The organism is Saprospira grandis (assembly GCF_027594745.1).
Classification (GTDB): Bacteria; Bacteroidota; Bacteroidia; order Chitinophagales; family Saprospiraceae; genus Saprospira; species Saprospira grandis.
In genome coordinates, this window is sequence record NZ_CP110854.1 from 1,767,174 (window position 1) to 1,791,294 (window position 24,121).

Genomic DNA, 24,121 nt, shown 5'->3' on the forward strand with positions numbered 1-24,121 from the left:
TATCTTAGGGACCAAAAGCATGAAAAACTATATAAAAGCCCGTTGGGCCAGCTTTGGCTATGCCTTTGCGGGCCTTTTTGATTTTTTTTCGGGTCGGCATCCCCACGCTATTTTGCATCTTATTGCGGCCATTACGGTTTTGCTAGCCGCCTATTACTTTGCCCTATCGCCTTGGGAATGGGGCCTTATTATTTTGGCTATTGGGGGTGTATTGGCCCTAGAGGCCCTCAACTCCGCTTTAGAATATGTAGTTGATCTGGTTCAGCCTGATTTTCATCCTTTGGCCAAGAAAGCCAAGGACATGGCTGCGGCGGCCGTATTGATTTTTGCCCTAGCCACTTTAGGCTTGGCCGGCTTAATTTTTTGGCCTAAAATCCTTAATTTGCTGGCTAGCTAGCCAAAAAATAGCTGCCTTTGGCAGCCATGGCCGAAGGCCAAACGGCCTAGCGATGCGGCGGGGTGGCCGTCAGGCCAGACCGAGGCGGCAAAGCCGCCGAAGGGCCGAGCAGACCTGCGAGCCCCAAAGCGTAGCGCCCGCCGAAGGCGGGAGGCCCCAAAATAGCAGCAGAAAAAAAGGCCAACAAACAATTAAGCAGATTACCGCCCTTAAAAAATAATAGCTATGAACTATTTAGACGTAGACATTTGTGCGCAAACGCCTTACTACAAGCAAGAAAAAGCGGCTTCATCGACATGGGAAAATGCCGAGCAAATCCCTTTAAAAACTCGTTTTTCCGAGGAAGACATTGCGGGAAACGAGCATCATAAATTTGGGGCTGGCAAGGCACCTTTTATTGGAGGGCCTTATGTGGGCATGTATCCTTTGCGGCCTTGGACCATTCGGCAATATGCGGGATTTTCGACAGCGGAGGAATCGAATGCCTTTTATCGCCGCAACTTGGCGGCGGGGCAAAAGGGCCTTTCTGTAGCCTTTGATTTGGCCACCCACCGCGGCTATGATTCGGACCACCCCAGAGTAAAAGGCGATGTGGGCAAGGCGGGCGTAGCCATTGATAGCGTGGAAGATATGAAGATCCTCTTTGATCAGATTCCCTTGGACCAGATGTCGGTTTCGATGACCATGAACGGGGCGGTAATTCCTATTATGGCCTTTTTCATTGTGGCGGCAGAAGAGCAGGGCGTGGCGCAGGAAAAACTGAGTGGGACCATTCAGAATGATATTTTGAAAGAGTTCATGGTGCGCAACACCTATATTTATCCGCCGGCGGCTTCTATGCGCATCATTGCGGATATATTTGCCTACACCTCTAGCAAAATGCCCAAATTCAACTCCATTTCGATTAGTGGTTATCATATGCATGAGGCGGGAGCTCCGGCAGATTTGGAATTGGCCTACACCCTAGCCGATGGATTGGAATATATTGAGACCGGGATTAAGGCGGGCTTAAAAGTAGATGATTTTGCGCCTCGTTTATCCTTCTTTTGGGGCATTGGGATGAATCATTTCATGGAAATTGCGAAAATGCGTGCGGGTCGGATGCTTTGGGCCAAATTGGTCAAGCAATTCGAGCCAAAGAATCCTAAATCACTGATGCTCAGAACGCATTGTCAAACTTCGGGTTGGAGTTTGACCGAGCAAGATCCTTATAATAATGTGGCTCGGACCTGTATTGAGGCCATGGCGGCCGTTTTGGGAGGTACACAATCCCTGCACACCAACTCCTTTGACGAGGCCATTGCCTTGCCTACGGACTTCTCGGCTAAAATTGCTCGGGAAACGCAGATTTACATACAGGAAGAGACCAAAGTAACCGATGCCATTGATCCTTGGGCAGGTTCTTATTATGTAGAATATTTGACTCAAGAATTGATCAATAAAGCTTGGGCGCACATTCAGGAAGTGCGAGAATTGGGGGGGATGGCCAAGGCCATAGAAACCGGTTTGCCCAAAATGCGCATTGAAGAAGCGGCGGCTCGCAAGCAAGCTAGAATTGATAGCGGGCGTGAGCAACTGGTGGGCGTTAACTTATTCCGTTTGGAAAAAGAAGACCCCTTAGACATTTTGGAAGTAGACAACAAAGCCGTAAGAGAGGCACAGCTCAAGCGTTTGGAAGCCATGAAAGCTAGTAGAGATGAGGCGGCCGTGCAAGAAGCTTTGGCCAAAATCACGGCAGCGGCAGAAAGCGGAGAAGGCAACCTTTTGGCCTTGGCGGTAGAAGCTGCGCGTTTGCGGGCTAGTTTGGGCGAGATCTCGGCGGCCATGGAAAAAACTTTTGGTCGTTATCAGGCCACCAACCGCACCATTTCTGGAGTTTATGCTCAGGAAGCATCGGGTAATGAATACTTTGAGCGGGCGCAGGCCTTGGCCAACCAATACGCCAAAGCAGAGGGTCGCCGTCCTCGTATTATGATTGCCAAATTGGGCCAAGATGGGCATGATCGTGGGGCCAAAGTCATAGCAACTGGTTTTGCCGATTTAGGTTTTGATGTGGATATGGGGCCATTATTTCAGACTCCAGAAGAAGCTGCTCGTCAGGCGGCGGAAAATGACGTCCATATTTTGGGCCTTTCCTCTTTGGCGGGTGGGCATAAAACCTTGGTGCCTGAAAGCATTGCGGCCCTAGAAGCTTTGGGTCGTCCGGACATTATGGTTGTTGCGGGTGGTGTTATTCCGGCCCAAGACTATGAGGCACTCTATGAAGCGGGAGTAGTGGGTGTATTTGGGCCAGGCACTCAGATAGCTCAGGCGGCTATTTCTATTTTGGAGTTGCTTTTAGAGGTACAGGCGGCAGAAGAAGAATAAAATATTTTATTTTTTTCAGGTGGCTAAGCTATTGGAAGCTAGTTAGTTTAAAAGCGCTAACTAGCTTTTTTTTTATTGAGGCCTGTAACCTTAGTCTAGGATTCGGCTTATATAGATGAATTTAAATATTACATATCAAAAACCTCCTAGATTATGTACAAGTTATTTTTTGTTTTCACATTTCTAGCATTAAATTTAGAAATGAACGCTCAAAATGTAATTGAGAACTTAAAAAAGAATCCTAACATTAGTTGGCATCAAACTACAGTAATTAGTTTTCATACAGAGTTGGGGCAAGCCGCCAAAGCCATACAGCTCTCCAAGGATTCGAGAAAAAATGTTGTCATCAAGCATCAAATGCCCAGACGACTAGATCGGCGTTTTCAGGACTTTGGTTATCATAAATTTGCTAGTAAAATGATGACAGAAGCATTTTGGGGGCAGGCCCAAAACAAATGCTATGCAGATCCTCAGCTCAGCCAGTTAATTTCGGTAGAAGAGTTGAATAAAAAGCTAGCGGTTATTGATACCATGATCGTTTCTGACCAAGAGACGGGAAAAGAAATTGTGCATGTTCATCAGACCACAAAAGGGGCGAATCACATTAGTCACTTCAAATTATTTGTCTGCTATGCTTACAACAGCAAAACAGAAAACTTTGAGGTCTACCCGATCTCCATTGCTCCTGTAGATGGCTCATTTAACAGTTTGGGCAAACTCATTAGTGAAGAAGAAATGTTTTGGATTCCTGTAAACCTTCAGCAGAAGATCAATCCCAATCAGAAAAACCTAGAATGGATTCAGTGGCAGGAAATGGGCTGTTACTTTAAAGATACGGAAGGCTTGGCCAAAGTAGGGATGCGACAATTGGCTAATTTGCCAGCAAAGGTCAAAGCTGGGCAGGCCAAAACAGAGGCGCCTATGCGATATGGAGAAGCCATTAGCCCAGAGCGATTAAAGCTGCTCCAAAAGCTAAAAGCCAAAGATATCCAGGGACTTTACTTTAGTTATTTGTTGGCTTGGGACAAGAAAAAAGAGCAGTTAATTATGGAAATAGAAGGGCATGCTCCTCTTGCCCATAATGGTCCAATTTACTTTATTCAAAAGTAGTCAGATGGAAAAGCGGCAAAAATAATTGCCGCTTTTTTTTATTTGCGCCTGTAACTTTTGGGGGGAAGCTACTTAAAAAAGACATAACTCCCTATTTATAATTTAAATAAATCCCTATGTACAAACTGCTTTTAACAGCGCTGTTCTGCGCTAGCTTTGCCCAAACTTATGCCCAAGATATTTTGAATAAAATTAAGCAAAACCCTGATATTAGTTGGGCGCAAACGACCACCTTAGAATTTCATACAAAGGTGGGCTATCAGAACATGAAACTATCTGGGGGCATGAGTCAAAACTTGGTGGTCAAGCATCAGATGCCCTTAAGTTTAAAAAACAGCTATGAGGATTTCAGCTTTCATAGTTTTGCGGGCAAGATAGCCACAAAAGACTTTTGGGGGCAGGCCAAGAACAAGTGCTATAAAGATCCTCAGCTACAGCATCTGCTTAGTCCGGCCCAAGTAGCTAAAAAGATAGCGACAATAGATACTGTTGTTACCTTTGACCCCAAAGATTTTACAGAAATTGTTGAATTGGTCCCTACTACTTACGGCAACAGTCATATTACGCATTTTAAGCTTTTTCTTTGCTACGCCTACAACAGCAAAAGTAAGCAATTAGAGATCTACCCGATTTCTATGGCGCCAATTGTGGGTCGTTTTGATGCCAAGGGACAACTAGCTGAAGAAGTAGAAACCTTTTGGATTCCGGTAGAAAGCAAAAAGCAGCTAGACCCCAAGCAAGAAGCCATTAACTGGATACAAAAGCAGCAGCTTAGTTGGACCTTTAAGGGCAATGAGGGACAAAGCATAGTAAAAAAGCAAACGGTAGCGGAGGCCATCATGGATCAGGTAGAGGAACTAACAAAAATGGCCAAGGCGAAAAAGGCCTACACTAAATATCCTTTATTTTATGGTGAGCCTCTTGATGCGGCAAGCATCAAGAACCTAAAGGCCAAGCAAGCCGAAGACATCAAAGGCATTTTCTTTAGTTATGTTTTGGCTTGGGATGCTCAGCAGCAAAGAGCTATTTTTCAGATAGAGGGCAGTGGTCCATTTGCCAAGCGTTCGCTTTATTATCTTGTAGACTAATTTTATGGGTCTAAAACAGCAAGAGGCCGCCAGTAATCTGGCGGCCTCTTTTTCATTTAGCGTCTTCCTCTATTTCGTTCCCATTCTCTTTGGGCTTCTTTTCGTTTTCGTTCTTCTTCTTTGGCTTTGCGCTTAGCTTCTAGGCGTTTTTCTTTTTTACGGAGGCGGAGCGCTTTTTCCTCTTCTTTAGTGGGCTTAATTTGTTCTCTTAGGCCCGTTAGAATAGGTTGTTTAGCCATAACGAACTCTGAGGCGATATTCTCTTGAATTTTCTTGAGACGTTTTTTGGTGATTTTATTTCCTGCTAGGTCCAAGAGTTCTAAATTCTTAAAGTAGCGAACACTTTCGGGTAGGTCCATGATCCCGTTGCGTTCTAGGGCCAGGTGGCGAATGGGCCAGCTCCCCATATTATCGGGTAATTCGGAGAGTTGATTATCATTTAGGCTAATATGTTCAATTTTGGGCATTTTAATAATGATGGAGTCATTGACTTCGCTAATCAGGTTGCCATCTAGGTAGAGTGTTTGGAGTTGGGGGGCGGTTTCTAGGGCCTTGGGTAATTTTTGGAAGGCATTATTTTCTAGATAAATAGCGGATAGGCGTTTCCAGCCGCTACAATCTAAATCTTCGCTTAGGCGGTTAATTTTATTATTGGTTAGGAAGAGGAGTTTAAGGTTTTTTAGGCCGCCAAAGCTGCTAGGTAGATTAGCAATTTGGTTATCATTCATATAGAGTTCTTCCAGTTGGTAGAGCGTGCCCATACTATCGGGCAGGCTAGTCATTGCATTATTATTAAGGAAGAGTTCTCGGAGCTCTTTACAATTTCCGATCCCTGAGGGCAGGCTAGTTAATTGATTATCGTTGAGGTATAGATTTTCTAGGGCCCTTAGCTCGCCAAAGTTTATGGGCAAAACAGTCAATTGATTAGAGTCTAGGTAGAGTTTGCGCAGAGCTTTGAGTTGGCCAAAATTTTTGGGTAATTGTTTCAGCTGATTGTGTTCTAGGCGGAGCAGCTCTAGTTTTTGGAGTTGACCAATGCTTTCTGGGAGTCTTTGGAGTTGATTATGTTCTACACAGAGTTTAACGAGGTTGCGGCTGCTACCAATTTGGGGCGGTAGTTCTTGCAATTCGTTATGGGCGGCAAAAAGGAAGGTCAATTTTTTGAGATAGATGAGGGCCTCGGGTAATTTTTTGAGGCGGTTATCATCTACGGCAAGGACCTCTAGGGCCGAGGCGCCGCTAAGGGTTTCGGGCAGGTACTGTAGTTGGTTTTTATCTAGCAGTAGGCTACGCAGGCGTTTGAGTTTGCCTAGGGTTTCTGGAATAGACTGCAGTTGATTATTTTCTGCGGCGATGAAGGCCAGTTTTCTAATTTCTGCCAAGTTATTGGGCAGCATACGGAGTTCGTTGCCATCAATGTATAGGCGGCGCAGGTTGCGCAGGCCCTTAATTTTTTCGGGCAGATATTGGAGTTGATTATTAGAGAGGCGGAGCTCTTCTAGATAGGGTAAATCAAAGAGGCCATCGGGTAATTCTTTGAGGTAATTATTTTCTAGGTTGAGAAAGAACAGATGGCGAAACTCTCGGATACTATCGCCTAGGCTAACCAAAGAGTCATTGCTAAGGTCTAGGCGATGCACTCGGTCCTTAACCTCCATAGCGGTTTCTATGCTATAATAAGTAATAGCATCTTGGTAGGCATAGTTTCGGTGTTCCCAAAAGGCCATAGTATCGGCGGCAGTATTGAGATACATAGGGAGTTTTCGGATAAGGCTACCTTGAGCTTGGGCCATTTGGAGAGCCATAGAACTGAAAGCAAAGAGCAGAAGTAGGCGATAAAAGCTTTTCATGAGCATCATATAAAATTGGGTATTCAAAGAAAGTTAGCGGCTAGTGTAATTTAGGCAAAAGTCTGATGTTTGGCCCTATGGCCGGAGGCCAAACGGCCTAGCGATGCGAAAGGGGGCGGCGAAGCCGCAGACCCAGGCCGTCAGGCCGCAGGGCCGAGCAGGCTTGCGAGCCCTGAAGCGTAGCGCCGACGAGCGCAGCGAGGCGGAGGCCCCAAAAAATAAGAACAAAGTTGGCCAAAAAAAAGCCCAACACCTATAGCGTCTGGGCTTTTGTATATCTTAAAGATAAGGTTTTTTTCAAAAGATGGCCTTATTTAGACCTTGGGTCTTTTATTGATGCGAGTTCGTTTGGGTTTGTCTCCGCCATCTCCACCATTTCCGCCCTCTTCTTTTTCTTTTTTGGCATCGAGGACCATTTGGAAATTATTGACGATAGCACCGACGACCAAGTTCATCAGGAGGTAGGCGGCGATAATCATCCAGGAGACATGATAGAGTGTTTTGACCCAGTTGGGCACATCGGGGGCGACCACATTTCGGCCATTGGCTTTGGTATACTCATTATCGAGCATATTGTAGCGCAGGTCGGTCCAGTCTTCTCCAGTTAGGATTCTAAAGAGCGTAAAAAAGGCCTCTCCCATATCCTTATAGGGATCGGGGTTGCTGATAGTCAGCGCTAGGTGGTCTGATTCGGCATAATCTGGATTCTTGAAGAGCGAAACGCCGATGATGGCATAGATGTACATTATCAAGAAAAAGAGGACCGCGATATAGGAAAGCGAGCGAACGGAGCGGACCAAAACGGCCACCAGCACCTGCATTTCTTCTACGGCTCGGATAGATCGGGTAAGTTGCACGACTCGGAGCACCCGCAGGGTGGCCCAGACGCTATTCTGGCCACTTTTTTCGCTAGCCATAATAATATCGGCGACTTCGGGAACGACGCCCAGCACCAGGATAATGATATCGAAATAGTTCCAGCCATCGGAGAGGAACTGCTTTGTGCTTGTTCTACCCACCCAGCGCAGCCAGATCTCTACAAAAAAGACAAAGAGAATAAAGAGCTGCACATAATGCAACCATTCTGGAGCCCATTCATAGGTTTGGATACCAATGAGGAGACCATTGATCACGATAGCTGCGAGAATGCTAAAATTAAATAGGTTGGTACGGATAATGGAGCGTGCGAACTCTTGTAATCCTTTAGAGGAACTGCTCATAGGGCTGTTTCTTTTTTGCTTAGCAGTGTGATTGGTTCAATAGTGTTAGGTAGGTGTAGCACAGAACTTAAAATTAGTAATTTATTATATAAGGCTTGTATTCCGAGGCTTTTAATTTAATATTTAGAGTGTTTTCCCTTCTTTGCGTAATTCTTTGCGCAAGCCTTCTTCTATATCTTCCATGGCTATTTTATCTTGGCCTCTACTTAGGGCCGAGAGCGAGCAATAGCGCAGGATGTTAATGATACTACCCCCTGCAATTTTATGGTCGTTGGCCAATTGGTGAAAATCTACATCATCTTCTAGCTGTAGGCCTTCAAAGCTATTGCGCCAAAGGCGGAGGCGTTGTTCGTAGTTGGGCGTGGGAAAATAGATCATGGATTGGAAGCGGCGAGTAAAGGCGATATCCATATTGGCCTTGAGGTTGGTGGCCAAAATAATCACCCCAGAGTAGTCTTCTACTCTTTAGAGCAGATAAGCCACCTCTTGGTTGGCATGTCGATCTTTAGAATCGGAGGCATTGGTCCGTTTGCCAAATAGAGCATCGGCCTCATCAAAAAAGAGGATCCAGTTTTTGTTTTCGGCCTGATCGAAGATGTTGGCCATGTTTTTTTCGGTTTCTCCAATATATTTAGAGACCACCTGAGAGAGGTCTACTCTATAGACATCTAGGCCCATACTTTTGCCCAATAAGCAAGCGGTTAGGGTTTTACCCGTACCTGGAGGGCCATAAAAAAGGGCCCGATAGCCTCTTTTGAGTAGCTTTTTAAGGCCCCAATCGTTCATGATTTTATCTTCATGCTCTAGCCAGGCCGTAATTTCAGAAACCTCGGCCAAAACATGGGGGTCTAGGACCAAATCGGCCCAATCTAAACGTGTGCTGAGCAATTTGGCCGGAAAAGTTGTGCTAAAATCAGGTTTGTAGGGCTGCCCGCTCGTAAGCCGCATCAGGTATTCCTCAGAAATCTCTAAAGGGTTACTCAATACGGGCTCTCGGTATTGGCCCTTTTGTAGGTCGAGCTTGAGAATGCCTAGTTTAGAAAAATAGTGGCTGGGCCGAAAAAGCTCTAAGACTTCTATGCGCTTGGCCACATTGTTTCCCGCAATGATAAAGGCCGCCGTTTCTCCTGTGGGAAGAAATCCGCTGTGGCGCTTGCCCACCAAACCCCCAAATTGCGTGTAAATGCGCTCGTAGCTCTTGTTTTTAGTAAAAAAAAGATCCAAAATCTCGGGCCGAATATGCGGACAAAGACTTAAAATCAAGACTAAACGCTCATCAGAGCTCATGGCAAAATGCCGTATGCACTGCGCATAAACCGAATTGTCTTGGCTAATGTCTGGCGGCAAGATTTCATAGATGTCTTGGTTGGGCCGCTGGCTTTCTATAGATATTTTATAGCGAAGTTTCAATACCGACTTTAACCAATTGAGTTCTCGGCTAAGCGTTTTAGCATTGTTTCGCATTCTCTGATGCATCATATTTTTTTGCTTTAAGACCCCTAAAAAACACATTTTTAAGCAGTTTTCAAAGCGCTGTTTGTTCTTCTTTTGGGCCAAAAAAAAGCAGCCCCCTAGCCTTTAAGCTAGAGGACTGCTTTCGTTTTAGTCGGTTAGGCTTCTTTTAACGGACCAATTTTTTCTGCCAACGCCCTTTCTCCGTTTGCAGCTCTAAATAATAAAGCCCTTTGGCCTCATTTTCTAAGGAAATCTGTCCCTCAAAACCTTGGAGCTGCTCTTGGCGAATAAGCTGCCCTTGGCTATTAAATATCCGTAGCGACTGCAATGGGGCATCGCTAGTTTGACGGAAAAAATACTGCCCATTGGGGCTAGGATTTGGCCAAACGCTTAGGCTTTTGCTAGGCAAACTAGCTAAACCACTGCTCACCACCTCCGTAAAACTGATGCTAATTGGACTAGAAGGGGCATCCCCAGAAGTACTGCCGCTGCTATCTACTGCATTGCCCATCGCATAAACGGTTACGGTTCCTGTACCTGCTGCGGGGGCGGTCCAAGCAGCCGTAAAGTTGCCTGTACTCGAGCGGCCCTGATGCTCCCAATAGCTTCTGTTATTGACGGTTGAGATCTGCGTGTTTGGCGTAATCACGCTATCCAATGTCCCCGCCTGATTGTTGGCCGCATCCAAAATAACGGCCTGGGCCCCATATTGGCTATAGTTGGGGTTATTCACATTGACAAAAATGGAATAATGCTCGCCCGGAATATACTCGGTCACGACATTTCCACTCTGGTCCAATAAGGTCACGCTCACTACGGTATTCGAGGAGGCCGCCCCATGGCAGGCCGAACAAGTGGCGCTAGATAAGGGCGAACCACTATTGTCATTGCCGCCAGCGGCTCGTCCGCCACTACTACTTTGCAGGCCCGCATAAAGTAGCCCGAGGCCAAAAAGGAAAAAGAGGAAAGATTTTCTCATAAAATTAAGTTTTGGGAGGGGGAGGTTAAAAAATTTCGGGAGTTTTACTATCTAAAATGATGGTAACAGGCCCATCGTTGTTTAGTTCAATTTGCATATCGGCGCCAAACTGCCCAGTGGCTACTTTTTGGCCCAATTCCACCTCTGCTTTGGCAATAAATTCCTCATAGAGCGGAATGGCTTGCTCTGGCCTAGCAGCTCGAGTATAGGAGGGGCGATTGCCTTTTTTGCAGGCCGCATAAAGCGTAAATTGACTCACAACAAGGAGCTGCCCTTGAACATCTCGAATAGAATAATTCATTTTGCCTTGCTCGTCATTGAATATACGGATTTTAATTAGCTTTTGGATGAGCCAATCGACATCTTTGCTACTATCTTCTTGATGAATACCGAGCAGCACAAAAAGCCCCTGATCAATTTGGCCTACGGTTTTGCCGGCCACATCTACTCGGGCAGTTTTCACTCTTTGAATGACTAAACGCATTTTTTAAAATTTATAGGTTGATGAATAATTTGGGGCCTCCGCTGCGCTACGCTTGCGGCGCTACGTTTCGGGGCTCGCTATTCGCTCGGCCCTGCGGCGCAAAGCGCCTTGGTCTGCGGCTGCGCCGCCCCCCTGCACATCGCTAGGCCGCTCCTCTTTTGGGGCTAGCTTTTGGCCTATTGCTTCGGCCGTTTGATGTTCTGCGTCTAGCAGGCGGCGAAGCCGCCGCAGGCTGAGGGATGGGCAGCAGGGCCGCCGCAGGCGGCAGACCCAAGGCTTTTGAAGCGCAGCGAAAAGCCTGCAGGGCCGAGCAGACCTGCGAGCTGCGATACAGCCCGACCCGGCCTTTGGCCGGGGCAGCCCCAAAAAAATAAAACCCTTTCTCCAAAAGGAAAAAGGGTTTTATATGAGAGATGAGAAGGGCTAGACCTATTCTTCAGTCTTTTCTTCTTCATTGTCGGCCGCCTCTTCGGTGGCTTCTTCTGTAGTTTCTTCAGTAGCTACGGCCTCGGTAGTTTCGCTGCTTTTCTTTTTGCGGCGACGGCGAGTACGTTTTTTGTCAGCTTCTGGAGTAGCTTCAGCGGTTTCGTTATAATCCACTAGCTCAATAATAGCTACATCGGCGGCATCACTGGGGCGGAAACCCATTTTGAGGATACGTACGTATCCGCCGGGGCGCTCAGCGATTTTGGGACCTACTTGATCAAAGAGCTCATTGACAGCATCTTTATTTTGGAGGTAGCTAAAGATAACACGACGAGAGTGCGTAGTATTATCTTTGGCGCGAGTAAGGATAGGCTCAATAAACTTGCGAAGGGCTTTGGCCTTGGGCAAAGTAGTTTTGATGCGTTTGTGCGTAATAAGGGCGATAGCCATATTACGGAGAAGGGCCTTACGGTGGCCAGATTTGCGGCTAAGGTGGTTAAACTTTTTACCGTGTCTCATGATGGTAATTTTAACATCGTAGCACTAAGCGCGAAGGGCTCGGTTACTACAAAAATGAAAGATTATAATTTACTCTTCGTCGAGTTTGTATTTGCTGAGGTCCATACCAAAAGTAAGGCTTTTGTCTTGGAGCAGCTCTTCGATTTCGACTAGAGATTTTTTACCAAAGTTGCGGAACTTGAGTAGTTCGTGAGTTTCGTACTGCACGAGGTCGGCCAAGGTATTGATTTTGGCGGCTTTGAGGCAGTTATAGGCGCGGACAGAAAGGTCGAGATCTTCCAAAGAAGTTTTGAGCAACTTGCGCATGTGCAGAATATGCTCATCGACGATATTGTCTTCCTTATCGGTTTCATCGGGAAACTTGATATTCTCATCGGTGATGAGCATCAGGTGTTGGATAAGGATTTTGGCGGCTTCTTTGATGGCTTGTTCTGGGTGGATAGCGCCATCAGTTTTGATATCGATGTTCAATTTTTCATAATCGGTATGCTGGCCTACGCGGCTAGCGGATACAGAATAATGAACATTTTTGATAGGCGTATAAATTGCGTCGATTGGAATATAGCCGATGGGAGCATCTTTGGGCATATTTTCCTCAGCGGGAACATATCCACGGCCCTTCGTTACGGTAAGTTCCATTTCGAAAGTAATTTCGTCATCGAGGTTACAGATCACCAAATCGGGGTTAGTAACTTGGAAAACGTTAGTATGTTCGTTGATATCGGAGGCGAGAAGTTGATTTTTTCCAGACACACTGAGGTAAATTTTCTCAGAGGTGATATCGGGATCATCTAGAAGGTACTTCAGGCGAAGTTGTTTTAGATTGAGTACGATATCGACAACATCTTCGACCACGCCTTCGATAGTAGAGAATTCGTGTTCGGCCCCTTTAATTCTGACGGCAGAAACGGCAAAACCTTCGAGAGAAGAGAGTAAAATTCTGCGTAGAGAGTTACCGATAGTTTGGCCAAAGCCGGGTTCTAGCGGTTTGAACTCAAAAGAGCCCTCGAAGTCGTCGGCCTTTTGGAGAAGAATTTTATCAGGTTTTTGGAAGTTCAGCAAGCTCATAAATAAAATAGAGATGTGGCGATTAGATAAAATAATCAGACTAGGAGCCTTATGAAAGTGTAGGAAGGCAACAAAGAAAGCTTAGGACGAACCCTTGGGGGTTGTCCTAAGCTAGCGATCTGCATAAGATGCAGATTATTTAGAGTAGAGTTCAACGATAAGTTGTTCGTTGATAGGCTCTGGAATTTCGTCGCGGTTGGGATAAGCAACGAAAGAACCTTCTAGTTTTTCGGCGTTAAATTCTAGCCAGCTATATTTTTGAGCTTCTTTGCTATTGGCAGCAACAGACTCTTGGATAGTAACTAGGCCTTGAGATTTACCACGTACGGCTACAACTTCGCCTGGGCGAACAGAGTAAGAGGGTACGTTAGTAACAACACCGTTAACGGCGATATGGCCGTGAGTAACGAGTTGGCGAGCTGCGCGACGAGTAGGAGCGATACCTAGGCGGTAGACTACATTATCGAGGCGTGCTTCTAGCATTTGGAGAAGGATTTCGCCGGTAACGCCTGATTTGCGGCTAGCGGCTTCAAACATGCGGCGGAACTGGCGTTCGAGCACACCATAAGCATATTTGACCTTTTGTTTTTCCATAAGCTGTTTACCGTAGTCAGATTTTTGCTTACGGCGTTTAGCTAGGCCATGTTGGCCGGGGGGGTATTTCTTACGCTCGAAATATTTATCATATCCGTAGATAGATTCACCAAAAGCTCTAGACTTTTTTGTTTTTGGTCCTCTATATCTTGCCATTGTTTCCTAAGATTTAACGGTTGTTTTTTGAATAAAAGCCAATGCCAGGAGGCATTATACGCGGCGCTTTTTGGGTGGACGACAGCCATTGTGGGGAAGTGGAGTTGTGTCTTGGATAGTAGTTACACGAACACCAGCACCATCGATGGCACGAATAGCGGCTTCACGGCCAGAACCAGGTCCTTTAACGTAGACAACTACGCTACGTAGGCCAAGGTCATAAGCTTCGCGAGCTGCTTCTGAAGCACAAACCTGCGCTGCATAAGGCGTATTCTTTTTAGAACCGCGGAAACCCTGCTTACCAGCAGAAGACCAAGAGATAACTTGACCTGCTTTATTGGTAATACTGATAATAATATTGTTGAAAGTAGCTTGAATATAAGCACGGCCTTGTGCTTCTACTTTTACATTTTTCTTTTTGACTTTCTTAGATGATTTAGCCATAACTGCCTTGAGATATTAAGCTTGACAAAAAATTAGAATTATTTACCCACTTTCTTCTTGTTCGCAACGGTTTTACGTCTTCCTTTGCGAGTACGAGCGTTAGTCTGGGTACGTTGTCCACGAACGGGAAGACCACGACGGTGGCGGAGTCCGCGAACACAAGCGATATCCATAAGGCGTTTGATGTTCATCTGTACTTCTGAGCGGAGTTGTCCTTCTACGAGGAACTCATCAGAAAGGATGTTGCGGATTGCTTTAATATTATCGTCTGACCAATCCTTTACTTTAGTACTTTCATCAATTTGCGCTTTAGCTAGGATTTGCTTAGCGCGAGTAGATCCAATACCATAAATATAGGTTAGGCCGATAACACCTCTTTTATTCTTGGGTAGATCAACACCTGCTATACGAGCCATAATATATGTTTTAAATTATCCCTGACGTTGCTTGAACTTAGGGTTCTTTTTGTTAATAATGTAAACTTTTCCTTTGCGGCGGACGATTTTGCAGTCGGCCGATCTTTTCTTGATAGAAGGCTTAACTTTCATGATTAAGGTTACTTTTACTACTTGTAGCGATAGATAATACGTCCGCGGCTAAGGTCATAGGGAGACATTTCGACGGCTACTTTATCACCAGGGAGGATTCGGATGTAGTTCATTCTCATCTTTCCTGAGATGGTAGCAATAATTACGTGTTCGTTTTCTAGCTTTACGCGGAACATCGCATTAGAAAGCGCTTCAGTAATTTCGCCGTCTTGACGAATAAGATTCTTTTTTCCCATTAGACTGTTTTTTCGGACTGCAAATATCTTTAAATTCTTGGTAAATACCTAATAATTAGACTGTTTATTCAAGCTGATGTTTTAACCAGCGGGATTTTCCGTAGTAGATGTAGCATCTACGGCGGGGTTTTCTCTTCGGCCTCTGAGGCGTCCACCTTGGATAAATCCGCCATAAGAGTTCATGGCTAGGTGGCCTTCAATTTGCTGTAGGGTATCGAGGACTACGGCTACCATAATGAGTAGTGAAGTACCTCCGAAGAAGATAGCAAATCCGAGGTCAATTTGGAGTACGCCAGCTGCGATACCGGGTAAGATAGCGATAGCGCCGAGGGCGACAGATCCGGGAAGAGTAACACGAGAGGCGACCTTATCAATATGCTCTACCGTATCGGCCCCAGACTTGACGTTAGGGATGAAAGCATTTTGGCGTTTCAGTTGGTCTGCATGTTGCTGTGGGTTAACGATCAGCGCGGTGTAGACATAAGTAAAGATAACGACCAAAAAGAAGAAGAGGACATTGTAAGGGATAGAGGTAAAGTCTGCCAATTGGCCCCAGATAGTATCTGCGCCTGCGGGAGCTCCGAGGAAGCCAGCGATGGCACCGGGAACAAACATGAGGGCTTGGGCGAAAATGATAGGCATTACTCCTGCTGCATTAAGTTTGATTGGAATATGGTCGAGGCCAGACTGGCCACCCATAGCGGCGACGCGGCTAGCGCCGTCGGCACGGCCCACCATATGTTTAGCAAACTTAATTTGGATTTTGCGAACAGCTTGAACCAGAGCGACTGAAGCTAGAACGACAAGAGCGAAGAGGGCGAGTTCTACGATAAAGATTACCGGGCCACCGGCCATTGCGCTAAACTTGAGGTTCATTTCTCCGACAAAAGCCTGAGGGAGGGTAGCGATAATACCTGCAGTAATGAGAAGTGAGATACCATTTCCGATACCTTTATCGGTAATGCGTTCTCCTAGCCACATACAGAATACGGTACCTGCGGTCAGGATAATAATGTTAGAGAACCAGAAAATGGGTAGACCTACTTCACTAGATATAGCTTCTGGGAAAGAGGCATGCATATAGTTGAGGTAGGCAGAGCCTTGCACTAGGGTAATTGCTATAGTGATATAGCGAGTAATTTGGTTGAGTCGGCGTTGGCCGGCTTCTCCATCTTTTTGCAATTTCTGAAAGTAAGGAATTGCGAATCCGAGTAATTGGACGATAATTGATGCCGAGATATAGGGCATAATACCTAGGGCAAAAACGGCAGCGTTAAAGAAGGCCCCACCTGAGAAGGTGTTGAGTAGGTCTAGCAGGCCGGGAGCATCATCTCCTCCGCTACTGAGTTGTTTTTGAATTTCGGCGGTATCGATACCGGGAAGAATGACGAAGCTACCGAAGCGGTAGACTGCAAGCAAACCTAGGGTAAGCAAGATTCTGTTCTTGAGTTCTGGGATAGCCCAGATCTCTTTCATTTTTTCTATAAAGGATTTCATGGATCAGCTCTGTTATAGTCTAAAAGAGGTGTCTAGATTGACTTTTGCGGCCCCTAAATTAAGAGAATTATTTTAGGGAAGGAAATAAATAGCGCTTAGTGGGGCTTTATATCTGCGAAAAAGGACAAAAAGGGGTATAAAAGCCCTAGTAACCCCTAGCCTATTCTGAAAAATAGGCTGGGGTTTTTTATCCTGGGCAGCAAAGCTTTGGGCTAATGCGGCTATTTTAGTAAGTATTTCTCCCTGTTTTTGGGGGTTTTCTGTTTTTGCGGAGCGGTATGCAATGGCCTAGCTGCCTGAAGCAGTGTGGCGGAGCCACAGACCGAGGCGCTAAAAGCGCTGAGGGCCGAGCAGGCTTGCGAGCTGCGCAAGGGAGCGGCCGCTGAAAGCGGCAGGCCCCAAAAAAACCTTAATAAGGGGAGCTAAAGCATTAGACACTTGGGGTACAAAAAAGAAGGAGAAAGTAGAATTTCTCCTTTGGGCTTGTACCGATTTTAGCCGAGCAGAGAGACTGCTGCGCCTAAGGCTTCGATTTGAGTTTTGACTTCATCGTCTACCTTAGTAGCTTGGAGGTCAAATTTAGTTTTGAGGCTACCTTCAGCGATAACGTGCAACTTATCATCTTCGTTAACGTGCTTAAAGTGCTCGGCCAATTCTTTGGCGCCTACGGCAGAGAGCTTAGCAGCTTCTGCGACACCTTGGATTTGGTTAGCTTTAACGATAAGCATGCAGCTACCTCCTTTTTCTTCGATAGCTGTTTTGGCAGCTTTAGAGAAGCGGAAGGCAGAAACTTGAAGAGCGGCAGTTAGTTCACCTTCAGCGAGGACCTTGAACTGTTCATTCTTTTTGATGAGGCCAGCAGCGACTAGCGTATTGATATCGACAGTAGTCGTATTCATTTTGTTGGCTGCATCTTGGAGGTCGTTCAAATTTACTACAGTGAAGCTATCGGGTTGGTAAGATTGATAGCGGCGGGCAGTATTTTTGAATCCGCGTTTAGGCAGGCGCATTTGGATAGGCATTTGGCCACCTTCATGGCCTCTTTTGCTTTTGAATCCAGAGCGAGATTTTGCACCTTTATGACCGCGAGTAGAAGTTCCACCACGGCCTGAGCTAGTCCCACGTCCGACGCGTTTGCGATTCTTTACGGCACCGTTAGCGGGTTTGAGGTTACTCAGTTTCATTATGTGAAATGTTTTACTGATGAGAAAAGGAGGAGCTTAAATTAGAGCTCTTCTACTTTTAGCAAGTGTTTAACTTTATTGATCATTCCGGCTACCTGAGGAGTTACAACTTGCTCAGAAGACTGATTGATTTTGCGCAGACCTAGGGCCACCATAGTTGCTTTTTGGTCTTTAGGACGATCGATAACACTTTTAATTTGCGTGATACGTACTTTTTTCATGATATCAGAGAGGTTAAGGACTATCCGTTAAAAACTTTTTCGAGTTTGATTCCTCTAGTTTTAGCTACTTGAGCTGGCGTACGTAGTTTTTGCAAAGCGTCGATAGTAGCTTTGATTACGTTATGAGGGTTAGAAGAACCGAGAGATTTGGCGAGTACGTTATGGACGCCGGCTACTTCTAGGACGGCGCGCATAGCACCACCAGCGATTACCCCTGTACCGTCGGCAGCGGGGCGGATAAGTACTTTACCTGCGCCAAACTTACCGTGTTGTTCGTGCGGGATAGTTCCGTTTAGTACGGGCACTTTAACGAGATTCTTTTTAGCTTCATCTGCGGCTTTAGTGATAGCTGCAGAGACTTCGCGGGCTTTACCGAGGCCGTGGCCTACTTGTCCGTTTCCGTCTCCAACTACAACGATAGCGGCGAAGCTGAAGGTACGGCCTCCTTTGGTCACTTTAGAGACACGGTTGAGGGCGACCAATTTATCTTGGAATTCAGTATCTACTGGCTTTACGCGATTAGATTTCTTTGCCATGGTTAATATTGGTTTTCGCTAGATGATTTAGAATTGAAGGAGCTCATTGCTACCATCTTCTTTTTGTGCACCGCGAGCGCCTTCAGCGAGGGCTTTGATGCGGCCGTGGTAGAGATAGCCACCACGATCGAAGACAACCGTGCTGATCCCTTTTTCCATTGCTTTTTTAGCGGTTAGGGCACCAACGAGGCGAGCTTTTTCAGATTTATTGACATTTTGGCCATCAATTCCGTCTTCTTTAGAGCTAGCGGAGACCAAGGTTGTGCCAGCGATATCATCGATAAGCTGGACATATATATGAGAGTTGCTTCTGTATACTGTCATGCGTGGGCGCTCGGCAGTACCTTTAAGCTTTTTGCGGATTCTTCTGTGAATGCGCTGACGACGAGTCATTTGTTTTGAAGCCATAATAGAGAGCTATAAAACTGTTCGCAAAAAATGAAAAAATTAGATGAAGGAGGCTGCGATTATTTGGCAGCGGTTTTACCGGCTTTTCTACGGATTTGTTCTCCTTTGAAGCGTACACCTTTACCTTTGTAGGGTTCGGGTTTGCGGAAGCTACGGATTTTGGCAGCTACTTGGCCGATAAGTTGTTTATCGAAAGACTCTAGAGTCACCAAGGGGGCTGTACCTTTTTTGGTTTCTGTAGTTACACTTACTTCTTCTGGGAGGTAGAACATAACGGGGTGAGAGTAACCTAGGGCCAATTCTAGGAGTTGGCCTTTATTGCTAGCGCGGTAACCCACACCATGCAATTCCAGTTCTACTTTATAGCCTTGAGAAACTCCTTCAATCATGTTAGCGATCAGCTGGCGATAGAGGCCATGCATAGCTTTATGACGTTTTTGCTCGGTAGCGCGAGATACTAGTACCTGACCATCTTCAATTTTGGCAGAGATACCAGAAGAGGCAATTTCTTGAGAGAGTTGGCCTTTAGGGCCTTTAACCTCTACGAGATTACCTTTGATATTAACTTCTACGCCCGCTGGAATTTCAATAGGCAGTTTTCCTATACGAGACATGCTATTATTTTTTAAATCTTATTAAATCTGAGAAAAGGGCTTAGTAGATATAGAAGAGTACTTCACCACCTACATTCTCTTCACGAGCTTTTTTGTCTGTGATTACCCCTTTAGAGGTAGAGATGATTGCCAAGCCTAGGCCGTTAATTATGCGGGGTAGCTCATCGGCCTTCACATAGTGACGGAGGCCTGGGCGGCTAACGCGCTTCATTTTACGAATAACGGGTTGCTTAGAAGAAGCATCGTATTTGAGAGCGATTTTGATAACTCCTTGTTTGTTAGAAGTTTCTTCAAACTTGTAACGGAGGATATAGCCCTGATCATAAAGAATTTCAGTAATTCTTTTTTTCAGATTAGAGGCTGGGATTTCGACGACGCGATGTTTAGCCATCTGGGCATTGCGGATTCGAGTTAGGTAGTCCGCAACAGGATCTGTTACTGCCATGATTGCAATGTTATCGCTAAAATTATCTCAGTGAAGAGAGATCTTTTAGCTGATGAATAAATTTTGAATTCTAGTTCGAAAGCGTAGAGAGTAGAAATTACCAGCTAGCCTTGGTTATACCAGGAATTTTGCCAGCTAGAGCCATTTCGCGGAACTTCACACGGCAGAGGCCAAATTGGCGCATATAACCTTTGGGGCGTCCTGTTAATTTGCAACGGTTGTGCAAGCGGACTTTAGAAGAGTTTTTGGGCAACTTATCTAGTTCGTCCCAACGACCTTCTTTTTTGAGTTGTTCGCGGCGAGCGGCATATTTTTGCACTAGGCGCTCTCTTTTCTTTTCTCTTGCGATTACGGATTTACGGGCCATAATTAGCTTTTAGTTTTAAAGGGTAGTCCAAGAAGAGTGAGTAATTCTAGAGATTCCTCATCTGTTGGAGCCGAAGTGACAAAAGTGATATCCATACCTGTGATACGAGGAATTTTGTCCAAGTTGATCTCAGGGAAGATAATTTGTTCTGTTACACCTAGGGTGTAATTACCTCTACCATCAAAGCTTTTGTTGCTAATACCACGGAAGTCACGTACACGAGGGAGAGCAACATTGATTAGGCGATCGAGGAATTCATACATATTGGTGCCACGTAGCGTTACGCGAGCGCCGATAGGCATACCTTCACGGAGTTTGAAGTTTGAGATAGACTTCTTGGCTCTAGTTTTCACGGCACGCTGACCAGTGATAAGAGTTAGCTCCTCGACAGCATTATCAACCAACTTTTTGTCAGAGGTAGCCATTCCTACACCTTGGCTTACGCAGATTTTCTCCAGCTTGGGTACTTGCATGATGCTTTTGTACTGAAACTTTTCTTTCAGCTTAGCAACCACCTCTTCTTGGTATTTCTGCTTTAATCTAGGTTGATAGCTCATTATTAAATAACTTGATTTGTTTTCTTAGAAATGCGGACCTTTTTGCCGTCTTGAATTTCCATTTTCACCTTGCTAGCTACGCCTTCAGCGTCTACGAGCATAAGGTTAGAAACGTGAAGAGAGGCTTCTTTTTCGATGATGCCACCTGCGCGTTCGTTAGTAGCGCGGATATGTTTTTTCACCTTATTGAGGCCTTCTACAATTGCACGTTGCTCTAGAGGAAAGGTTTTTACTACTTTACCAGTATTGCCTTTTTCGTCTCCAGAGATCACTTTTACGGTGTCTCCCACTTTAACGTGTAGTTTCACCTTAGTTTGCTTTTTGTTTGCCATGATTATAGTACTTCAGGAGCGAGTGAAACAATTTTCATAAAGTCGCGCTCGCGCAACTCACGGGCTACTGGGCCAAAAATACGAGTTCCTCTTGGCTCTTCCGAGGCATTGAGGAGAACAACTGCATTGTCATCAAAGCGAATATAAGAACCGTCTTGGCGACGAATTTCTTTCTTCGTGCGTACGATTACCGCCTTAGAAACAACGCCTTTTTTTACCTGACCGCCAGGAGCTGCATCCTTTACCGTAACTACAATGATGTCACCGATAGAGGCATAACGACGTTTAGAGCCACCAAGCACCTTAATACAAAGTACTTCTTTGGCTCCCGTGTTATCAGCTACTCGCAGTCTACTTTCTGCTTGTATCATGATAAAATATAATTATTTCGCACGTTCAATAATCTCAACCAGTCTCCAGCGCTTCTTTTTGCTCAAGGGTCGAGTTTCCATAATGCGAACGACATCGCCTGTGTTGCAGTCGTTCTTCTCATCATGAGCGCTAAACTTCTTGGTCGTTTTTACAAACTTACCATAGATGGGGTGCTTCACCCGGCGCTCAACAGAAACAGTGATGGTTTTATCCATCTTGTTGCTGGTCACGATACCTACACGTTGCTTGCGCAGATTGCGTGTTGATTCTGTTGCCATTAGATTAGATTTAAAATTTTTCTATTCCTATTTCTTCTTTCTACGAGCCCGGATGCGATCCCGCTTGAGGTCGCCAGCTTCTTCTAGCTGCTTCAATTCACGAGCACGAAGCTCCGTCTTGATTCTCGCAATGTTCTTACGAGCCAGCTTAAGATCGCTAGGACGGGCCAAAGCAGAAACATTGTGCTGATAAACCATCTCGTGCAAAGCAGTCTCTGCTTGCTCAAGGGCTTCTCTCAGCTGCTCGTCTGTCATAGACGTTGCCTTAATCTTGTCCATTACCTATAAATCTATTATTGTTCTACATAATCGTTGCGCACGACAAACTTCATCTTGACGGGCAACTTTTGAGCCGCTAGGCGCAAAGCCTCTTCAGCAATAGATCGCTTAACTCCATCGATTTCAAATAGAACACGACCTGGCTTAATTACAGCAACATAGTGAGACAAAGCTCCCTTTCCCTTACCCATACGTACTTCGTTGGGCTTCTTAGTGATAGGCTTATCGGGGAAAATTCGGATCCATACCTTTCCTTCACGTTTCATATAGCGAGTCATCGCAATACGAGCCGCCTCAATCTGACGGTTGGTAATCCAACCCTCTTCCAAGGTTTTAATGCCGAATGTCCCGAAAGAAATTTTAGAACCGCGATGGGCAATACCTTTGATACGGCCCTTCTGCTGCTTGCGGTATTTGGTTCTTCTCGGTTGTAACATTATTAATGTATTGTGCTACGTTCAAATAAAATTAGCCCTATTTGGCCTCCCCTATACTCATAAGGAAGGCCAAAAGTGGCTGCAAAAATAAGTTTTTTCTTGCAAAACTCCTTATTTACAGGAGGTTTTTTAAGACTTTCTGCCACGACGGTTGTTGTCACGACCACCACGACGGTTGTCACGACTACCACGGCCACCACGACGATTATTGTCGCGTCCACCGCGTCCGCCACGTCCGCTACGGCTCTGCTGAGTAGGGAACAAGTCTACTTTGTCATAAATCTCTCCACGACAAATCCATACTTTTACCCCAATCTTACCATATACAGTCTGTGCCTCAACAATAGCATAGTCAATGTCCGCACGGAAAGTATGCAAAGGAGAACGCCCCTCTTTATACTCCTCAGAACGAGACATATCTGAACCATTCAAACGACCAGACAAACGCACTTTGATACCCTCGGCACCTGCACGCATAGTTGATTGAATAGACATTTTTGTTGCCTTACGGTAATTGATACGCGCCTCCAACTGCTTAGCGATAGTCTCACCAACAATCTGTGCGTTCAACTCAGGCTTGCGAATTTCAAAAATGTTGATCTGCACTTCTTTGCCTGTCAACTTCTTCAACTCCTCACGAATGCGATCAACCTCTTGACCACCCTTACCGATAATAATACCAGGACGTGATGTATGAATAGTTACAGTTACGCGCTTGAGCGTACGCTCAATCACAATACGTGCAATACCACCTTTCTCTACGCGAACACGTAGATAGGCACGGATCTTCTCATCCTCTACTACTTTCTCCGCATAGTCCTTGCCGCCAAACCAGTTAGAATCCCAGCCGCGTACAATCCCTAGACGGTTACCTATTGGATTAGTTTTCTGTCCCATAAGTTTTGACTTAAGATTTTAATCGTTTGATGCTTCAATTTCTTCTGCCACTTCTTCCTCTACTACAAAATCAGTAGGAAGAGCTACGGTATTCTCTACCACCAAACTTACGTGACAAGAATGTTTACGAATACGGTGCGCACGACCATGTGGCGCAGGCTGAAAACGCTTGAGCTGAGGCCCTTGGTCTACCCAAATAGCCTTCACGACCAAGCCATACTCATCTGCCTCCTCACCAGTCAATACAGACCAGTTCGCTACTGCAGATAATAGCATCTTCTCCAAATGACGAGCACCTTCCTTACGGGTAAATTTTACAATACCCAAAGCCTTTGATACAGGTAGACCACGGACAATATCCGCAGACAAACGCATCTTGCGCGCAGACATCCGACAGCCTTTCAACTTCGCCGTCGCCTGTACCGTCTCATTATTATATTGCATGACTTTATGCTGCTTTTATTTTATTAAAATTAGATCCTGGGCTATTTCTTTCTGTTTCCAGAATGCCCGCGATAAGTACGTGTAGGAGCAAACTCTCCCAACTTATGACCTACCATATTCTCTGTTACATATACGGGTACAAATGTACGACCATTATGCACAGCGATGGTCTCGCCTACCATCTGAGGAATAATCATAGAAGAACGTGACCAGGTCTTGATCACCCCTTTCTTCTTTGAACTCTTCGCCTTGATCAATTTTTTGATCAACTTGTGGTAAACGTATGGTCCTTTTTTCAGTGAACGTGCCATA

General features: G+C 45.5%; 34 protein-coding genes. 4 read left to right on the plus strand and 30 right to left on the minus strand.

Annotation, left to right across the window (positions count from 1 at the left end; translation table 11 throughout):
• Positions 1 to 19 precede the first annotated feature (19 nt).
• The 4 genes from OP864_RS07025 (at position 20) to OP864_RS07040 (ending at position 4,962) form a co-directional block, all read left to right on the plus strand.
• Positions 20 to 397: a diacylglycerol kinase family protein gene (locus tag OP864_RS07025; protein ID WP_270100535.1), complete on the plus strand. Its 378-nt coding sequence runs from the start codon at positions 20 to 22 to the stop codon at positions 395 to 397.
• Positions 398 to 622: 225 nt separating this feature from the next.
• Positions 623 to 2,764: a methylmalonyl-CoA mutase gene (gene scpA / locus OP864_RS07030; RefSeq protein ID WP_270100536.1), complete on the plus strand. Its 2,142-nt coding sequence runs from the start codon at positions 623 to 625 to the stop codon at positions 2,762 to 2,764.
• Positions 2,765 to 2,917: 153 nt separating this feature from the next.
• Positions 2,918 to 3,874 (plus strand): hypothetical protein, encoded by a 957-nt coding sequence (locus OP864_RS07035; protein WP_270100537.1) that lies wholly within the window; start codon positions 2,918 to 2,920, stop codon positions 3,872 to 3,874.
• 116 nt (positions 3,875 to 3,990) lie between these two features.
• Positions 3,991 to 4,962, plus strand: a complete 972-nt coding sequence (locus OP864_RS07040) for a hypothetical protein (RefSeq protein ID WP_270100538.1) — start codon at positions 3,991 to 3,993, stop codon at positions 4,960 to 4,962.
• Positions 4,963 to 5,018: 56 nt separating this feature from the next.
• Here OP864_RS07040 and OP864_RS07045 read toward each other — a convergent pair whose 3' ends face one another.
• The 30 genes from OP864_RS07045 to rpsS form a co-directional block, all read right to left on the minus strand.
• Positions 5,019 to 6,821: a leucine-rich repeat domain-containing protein gene (locus OP864_RS07045; protein ID WP_270100539.1), complete on the minus strand. Its 1,803-nt coding sequence runs from the start codon at positions 6,819 to 6,821 to the stop codon at positions 5,019 to 5,021.
• Between the two features lie 305 nt (positions 6,822 to 7,126).
• Complete coding sequence (locus OP864_RS07050; protein WP_270100540.1) at positions 7,127 to 8,032, minus strand: ion transporter; 906 nt, start codon at positions 8,030 to 8,032, stop codon at positions 7,127 to 7,129.
• A 123-nt stretch (positions 8,033 to 8,155) separates the two neighbouring features.
• Positions 8,156 to 8,476 carry an ATP-binding protein gene (locus tag OP864_RS07055; RefSeq protein ID WP_270100541.1) on the minus strand — a complete coding sequence of 107 codons (321 nt, stop codon included), beginning with the start codon at positions 8,474 to 8,476 and terminating at the stop codon, positions 8,156 to 8,158.
• A 21-nt stretch (positions 8,477 to 8,497) separates the two neighbouring features.
• Complete coding sequence (locus OP864_RS07060) at positions 8,498 to 9,511, minus strand: ATP-binding protein (RefSeq protein WP_270100542.1); 1,014 nt, start codon at positions 9,509 to 9,511, stop codon at positions 8,498 to 8,500.
• A 142-nt stretch (positions 9,512 to 9,653) separates the two neighbouring features.
• Entirely contained in the window at positions 9,654 to 10,466 is an 813-nt protein-coding gene (locus tag OP864_RS07065; RefSeq protein WP_270100543.1) for a choice-of-anchor V domain-containing protein, read from the minus strand.
• Between the two features lie 25 nt (positions 10,467 to 10,491).
• Positions 10,492 to 10,950 (minus strand): D-aminoacyl-tRNA deacylase, encoded by a 459-nt coding sequence (gene dtd / locus OP864_RS07070; protein ID WP_270100544.1) that lies wholly within the window; start codon positions 10,948 to 10,950, stop codon positions 10,492 to 10,494.
• Between the two features lie 429 nt (positions 10,951 to 11,379).
• Positions 11,380 to 11,895, minus strand: a complete 516-nt coding sequence (gene rplQ, locus OP864_RS07075) for a 50S ribosomal protein L17 (protein ID WP_349294437.1) — start codon at positions 11,893 to 11,895, stop codon at positions 11,380 to 11,382.
• Positions 11,896 to 11,964: 69 nt separating this feature from the next.
• Positions 11,965 to 12,963 carry a DNA-directed RNA polymerase subunit alpha gene (locus OP864_RS07080; protein ID WP_002659046.1) on the minus strand — a complete coding sequence of 333 codons (999 nt, stop codon included), beginning with the start codon at positions 12,961 to 12,963 and terminating at the stop codon, positions 11,965 to 11,967.
• Between the two features lie 135 nt (positions 12,964 to 13,098).
• Positions 13,099 to 13,713 (minus strand): 30S ribosomal protein S4, encoded by a 615-nt coding sequence (gene rpsD / locus OP864_RS07085; RefSeq protein ID WP_015692185.1) that lies wholly within the window; start codon positions 13,711 to 13,713, stop codon positions 13,099 to 13,101.
• 54 nt (positions 13,714 to 13,767) lie between these two features.
• Complete coding sequence (gene rpsK, locus OP864_RS07090; RefSeq protein ID WP_015692186.1) at positions 13,768 to 14,157, minus strand: 30S ribosomal protein S11; 390 nt, start codon at positions 14,155 to 14,157, stop codon at positions 13,768 to 13,770.
• A 38-nt stretch (positions 14,158 to 14,195) separates the two neighbouring features.
• Positions 14,196 to 14,573 (minus strand): 30S ribosomal protein S13, encoded by a 378-nt coding sequence (gene rpsM / locus OP864_RS07095; RefSeq protein WP_015692187.1) that lies wholly within the window; start codon positions 14,571 to 14,573, stop codon positions 14,196 to 14,198.
• A gap of 15 nt (positions 14,574 to 14,588) precedes the next feature.
• Positions 14,589 to 14,705 (minus strand): type B 50S ribosomal protein L36, encoded by a 117-nt coding sequence (gene ykgO / locus OP864_RS07100; protein ID WP_002659039.1) that lies wholly within the window; start codon positions 14,703 to 14,705, stop codon positions 14,589 to 14,591.
• A gap of 17 nt (positions 14,706 to 14,722) precedes the next feature.
• Positions 14,723 to 14,941 carry a translation initiation factor IF-1 gene (gene infA, locus OP864_RS07105; protein ID WP_002659038.1) on the minus strand — a complete coding sequence of 73 codons (219 nt, stop codon included), beginning with the start codon at positions 14,939 to 14,941 and terminating at the stop codon, positions 14,723 to 14,725.
• 81 nt (positions 14,942 to 15,022) lie between these two features.
• The gene (gene secY / locus OP864_RS07110; RefSeq protein WP_270100545.1) at positions 15,023 to 16,438 is read right to left on the minus strand and encodes a preprotein translocase subunit SecY; all 1,416 of its coding nucleotides are present in this window, start codon (positions 16,436 to 16,438) and stop codon (positions 15,023 to 15,025) included.
• A gap of 494 nt (positions 16,439 to 16,932) precedes the next feature.
• Positions 16,933 to 17,622: a 50S ribosomal protein L15 gene (gene rplO / locus OP864_RS07115; RefSeq protein ID WP_270100547.1), complete on the minus strand. Its 690-nt coding sequence runs from the start codon at positions 17,620 to 17,622 to the stop codon at positions 16,933 to 16,935.
• Between the two features lie 41 nt (positions 17,623 to 17,663).
• Complete coding sequence (gene rpmD, locus OP864_RS07120; RefSeq protein ID WP_015692190.1) at positions 17,664 to 17,843, minus strand: 50S ribosomal protein L30; 180 nt, start codon at positions 17,841 to 17,843, stop codon at positions 17,664 to 17,666.
• Positions 17,844 to 17,863: 20 nt separating this feature from the next.
• On the minus strand, positions 17,864 to 18,379 hold the full coding sequence (rpsE, locus tag OP864_RS07125; protein WP_015692191.1) for a 30S ribosomal protein S5: 516 nt from the start codon (positions 18,377 to 18,379) through the stop codon (positions 17,864 to 17,866).
• 27 nt (positions 18,380 to 18,406) lie between these two features.
• A complete protein-coding gene (gene rplR / locus OP864_RS07130) occupies positions 18,407 to 18,787 on the minus strand; it encodes a 50S ribosomal protein L18 (protein WP_270100548.1) in 381 nt (126 codons plus the stop codon).
• Positions 18,788 to 18,846: 59 nt separating this feature from the next.
• Entirely contained in the window at positions 18,847 to 19,401 is a 555-nt protein-coding gene (gene rplF, locus OP864_RS07135) for a 50S ribosomal protein L6 (protein WP_270100549.1), read from the minus strand.
• A gap of 40 nt (positions 19,402 to 19,441) precedes the next feature.
• Positions 19,442 to 19,846 (minus strand): 30S ribosomal protein S8, encoded by a 405-nt coding sequence (rpsH, locus tag OP864_RS07140; RefSeq protein ID WP_270100550.1) that lies wholly within the window; start codon positions 19,844 to 19,846, stop codon positions 19,442 to 19,444.
• 97 nt (positions 19,847 to 19,943) lie between these two features.
• Positions 19,944 to 20,213, minus strand: coding sequence for a 30S ribosomal protein S14 (rpsN, locus tag OP864_RS07145; RefSeq protein ID WP_270100551.1), 270 nt, complete (start codon positions 20,211 to 20,213; stop codon positions 19,944 to 19,946).
• Between the two features lie 2 nt (positions 20,214 to 20,215).
• Positions 20,216 to 20,770 (minus strand): 50S ribosomal protein L5, encoded by a 555-nt coding sequence (gene rplE, locus OP864_RS07150; RefSeq protein WP_270100552.1) that lies wholly within the window; start codon positions 20,768 to 20,770, stop codon positions 20,216 to 20,218.
• 2 nt (positions 20,771 to 20,772) lie between these two features.
• Complete coding sequence (rplX, locus tag OP864_RS07155) at positions 20,773 to 21,102, minus strand: 50S ribosomal protein L24 (protein ID WP_015692197.1); 330 nt, start codon at positions 21,100 to 21,102, stop codon at positions 20,773 to 20,775.
• Positions 21,103 to 21,104: 2 nt separating this feature from the next.
• Positions 21,105 to 21,473, minus strand: coding sequence for a 50S ribosomal protein L14 (gene rplN, locus OP864_RS07160; protein WP_002659023.1), 369 nt, complete (start codon positions 21,471 to 21,473; stop codon positions 21,105 to 21,107).
• Positions 21,474 to 21,485: 12 nt separating this feature from the next.
• Positions 21,486 to 21,752, minus strand: coding sequence for a 30S ribosomal protein S17 (gene rpsQ / locus OP864_RS07165; protein ID WP_015692198.1), 267 nt, complete (start codon positions 21,750 to 21,752; stop codon positions 21,486 to 21,488).
• A 27-nt stretch (positions 21,753 to 21,779) separates the two neighbouring features.
• Positions 21,780 to 22,031, minus strand: coding sequence for a 50S ribosomal protein L29 (gene rpmC, locus OP864_RS07170; protein ID WP_015692199.1), 252 nt, complete (start codon positions 22,029 to 22,031; stop codon positions 21,780 to 21,782).
• Positions 22,032 to 22,045: 14 nt separating this feature from the next.
• The gene (rplP, locus tag OP864_RS07175) at positions 22,046 to 22,468 is read right to left on the minus strand and encodes a 50S ribosomal protein L16 (RefSeq protein WP_002659020.1); all 423 of its coding nucleotides are present in this window, start codon (positions 22,466 to 22,468) and stop codon (positions 22,046 to 22,048) included.
• Positions 22,469 to 22,597: 129 nt separating this feature from the next.
• Positions 22,598 to 23,365, minus strand: coding sequence for a 30S ribosomal protein S3 (rpsC, locus tag OP864_RS07180; RefSeq protein WP_270100553.1), 768 nt, complete (start codon positions 23,363 to 23,365; stop codon positions 22,598 to 22,600).
• A gap of 18 nt (positions 23,366 to 23,383) precedes the next feature.
• Positions 23,384 to 23,809 carry a 50S ribosomal protein L22 gene (gene rplV / locus OP864_RS07185; protein WP_015692201.1) on the minus strand — a complete coding sequence of 142 codons (426 nt, stop codon included), beginning with the start codon at positions 23,807 to 23,809 and terminating at the stop codon, positions 23,384 to 23,386.
• Between the two features lie 41 nt (positions 23,810 to 23,850).
• Complete coding sequence (gene rpsS / locus OP864_RS07190; RefSeq protein ID WP_002659016.1) at positions 23,851 to 24,120, minus strand: 30S ribosomal protein S19; 270 nt, start codon at positions 24,118 to 24,120, stop codon at positions 23,851 to 23,853.
• Position 24,121: the final 1 nt, after the last annotated feature.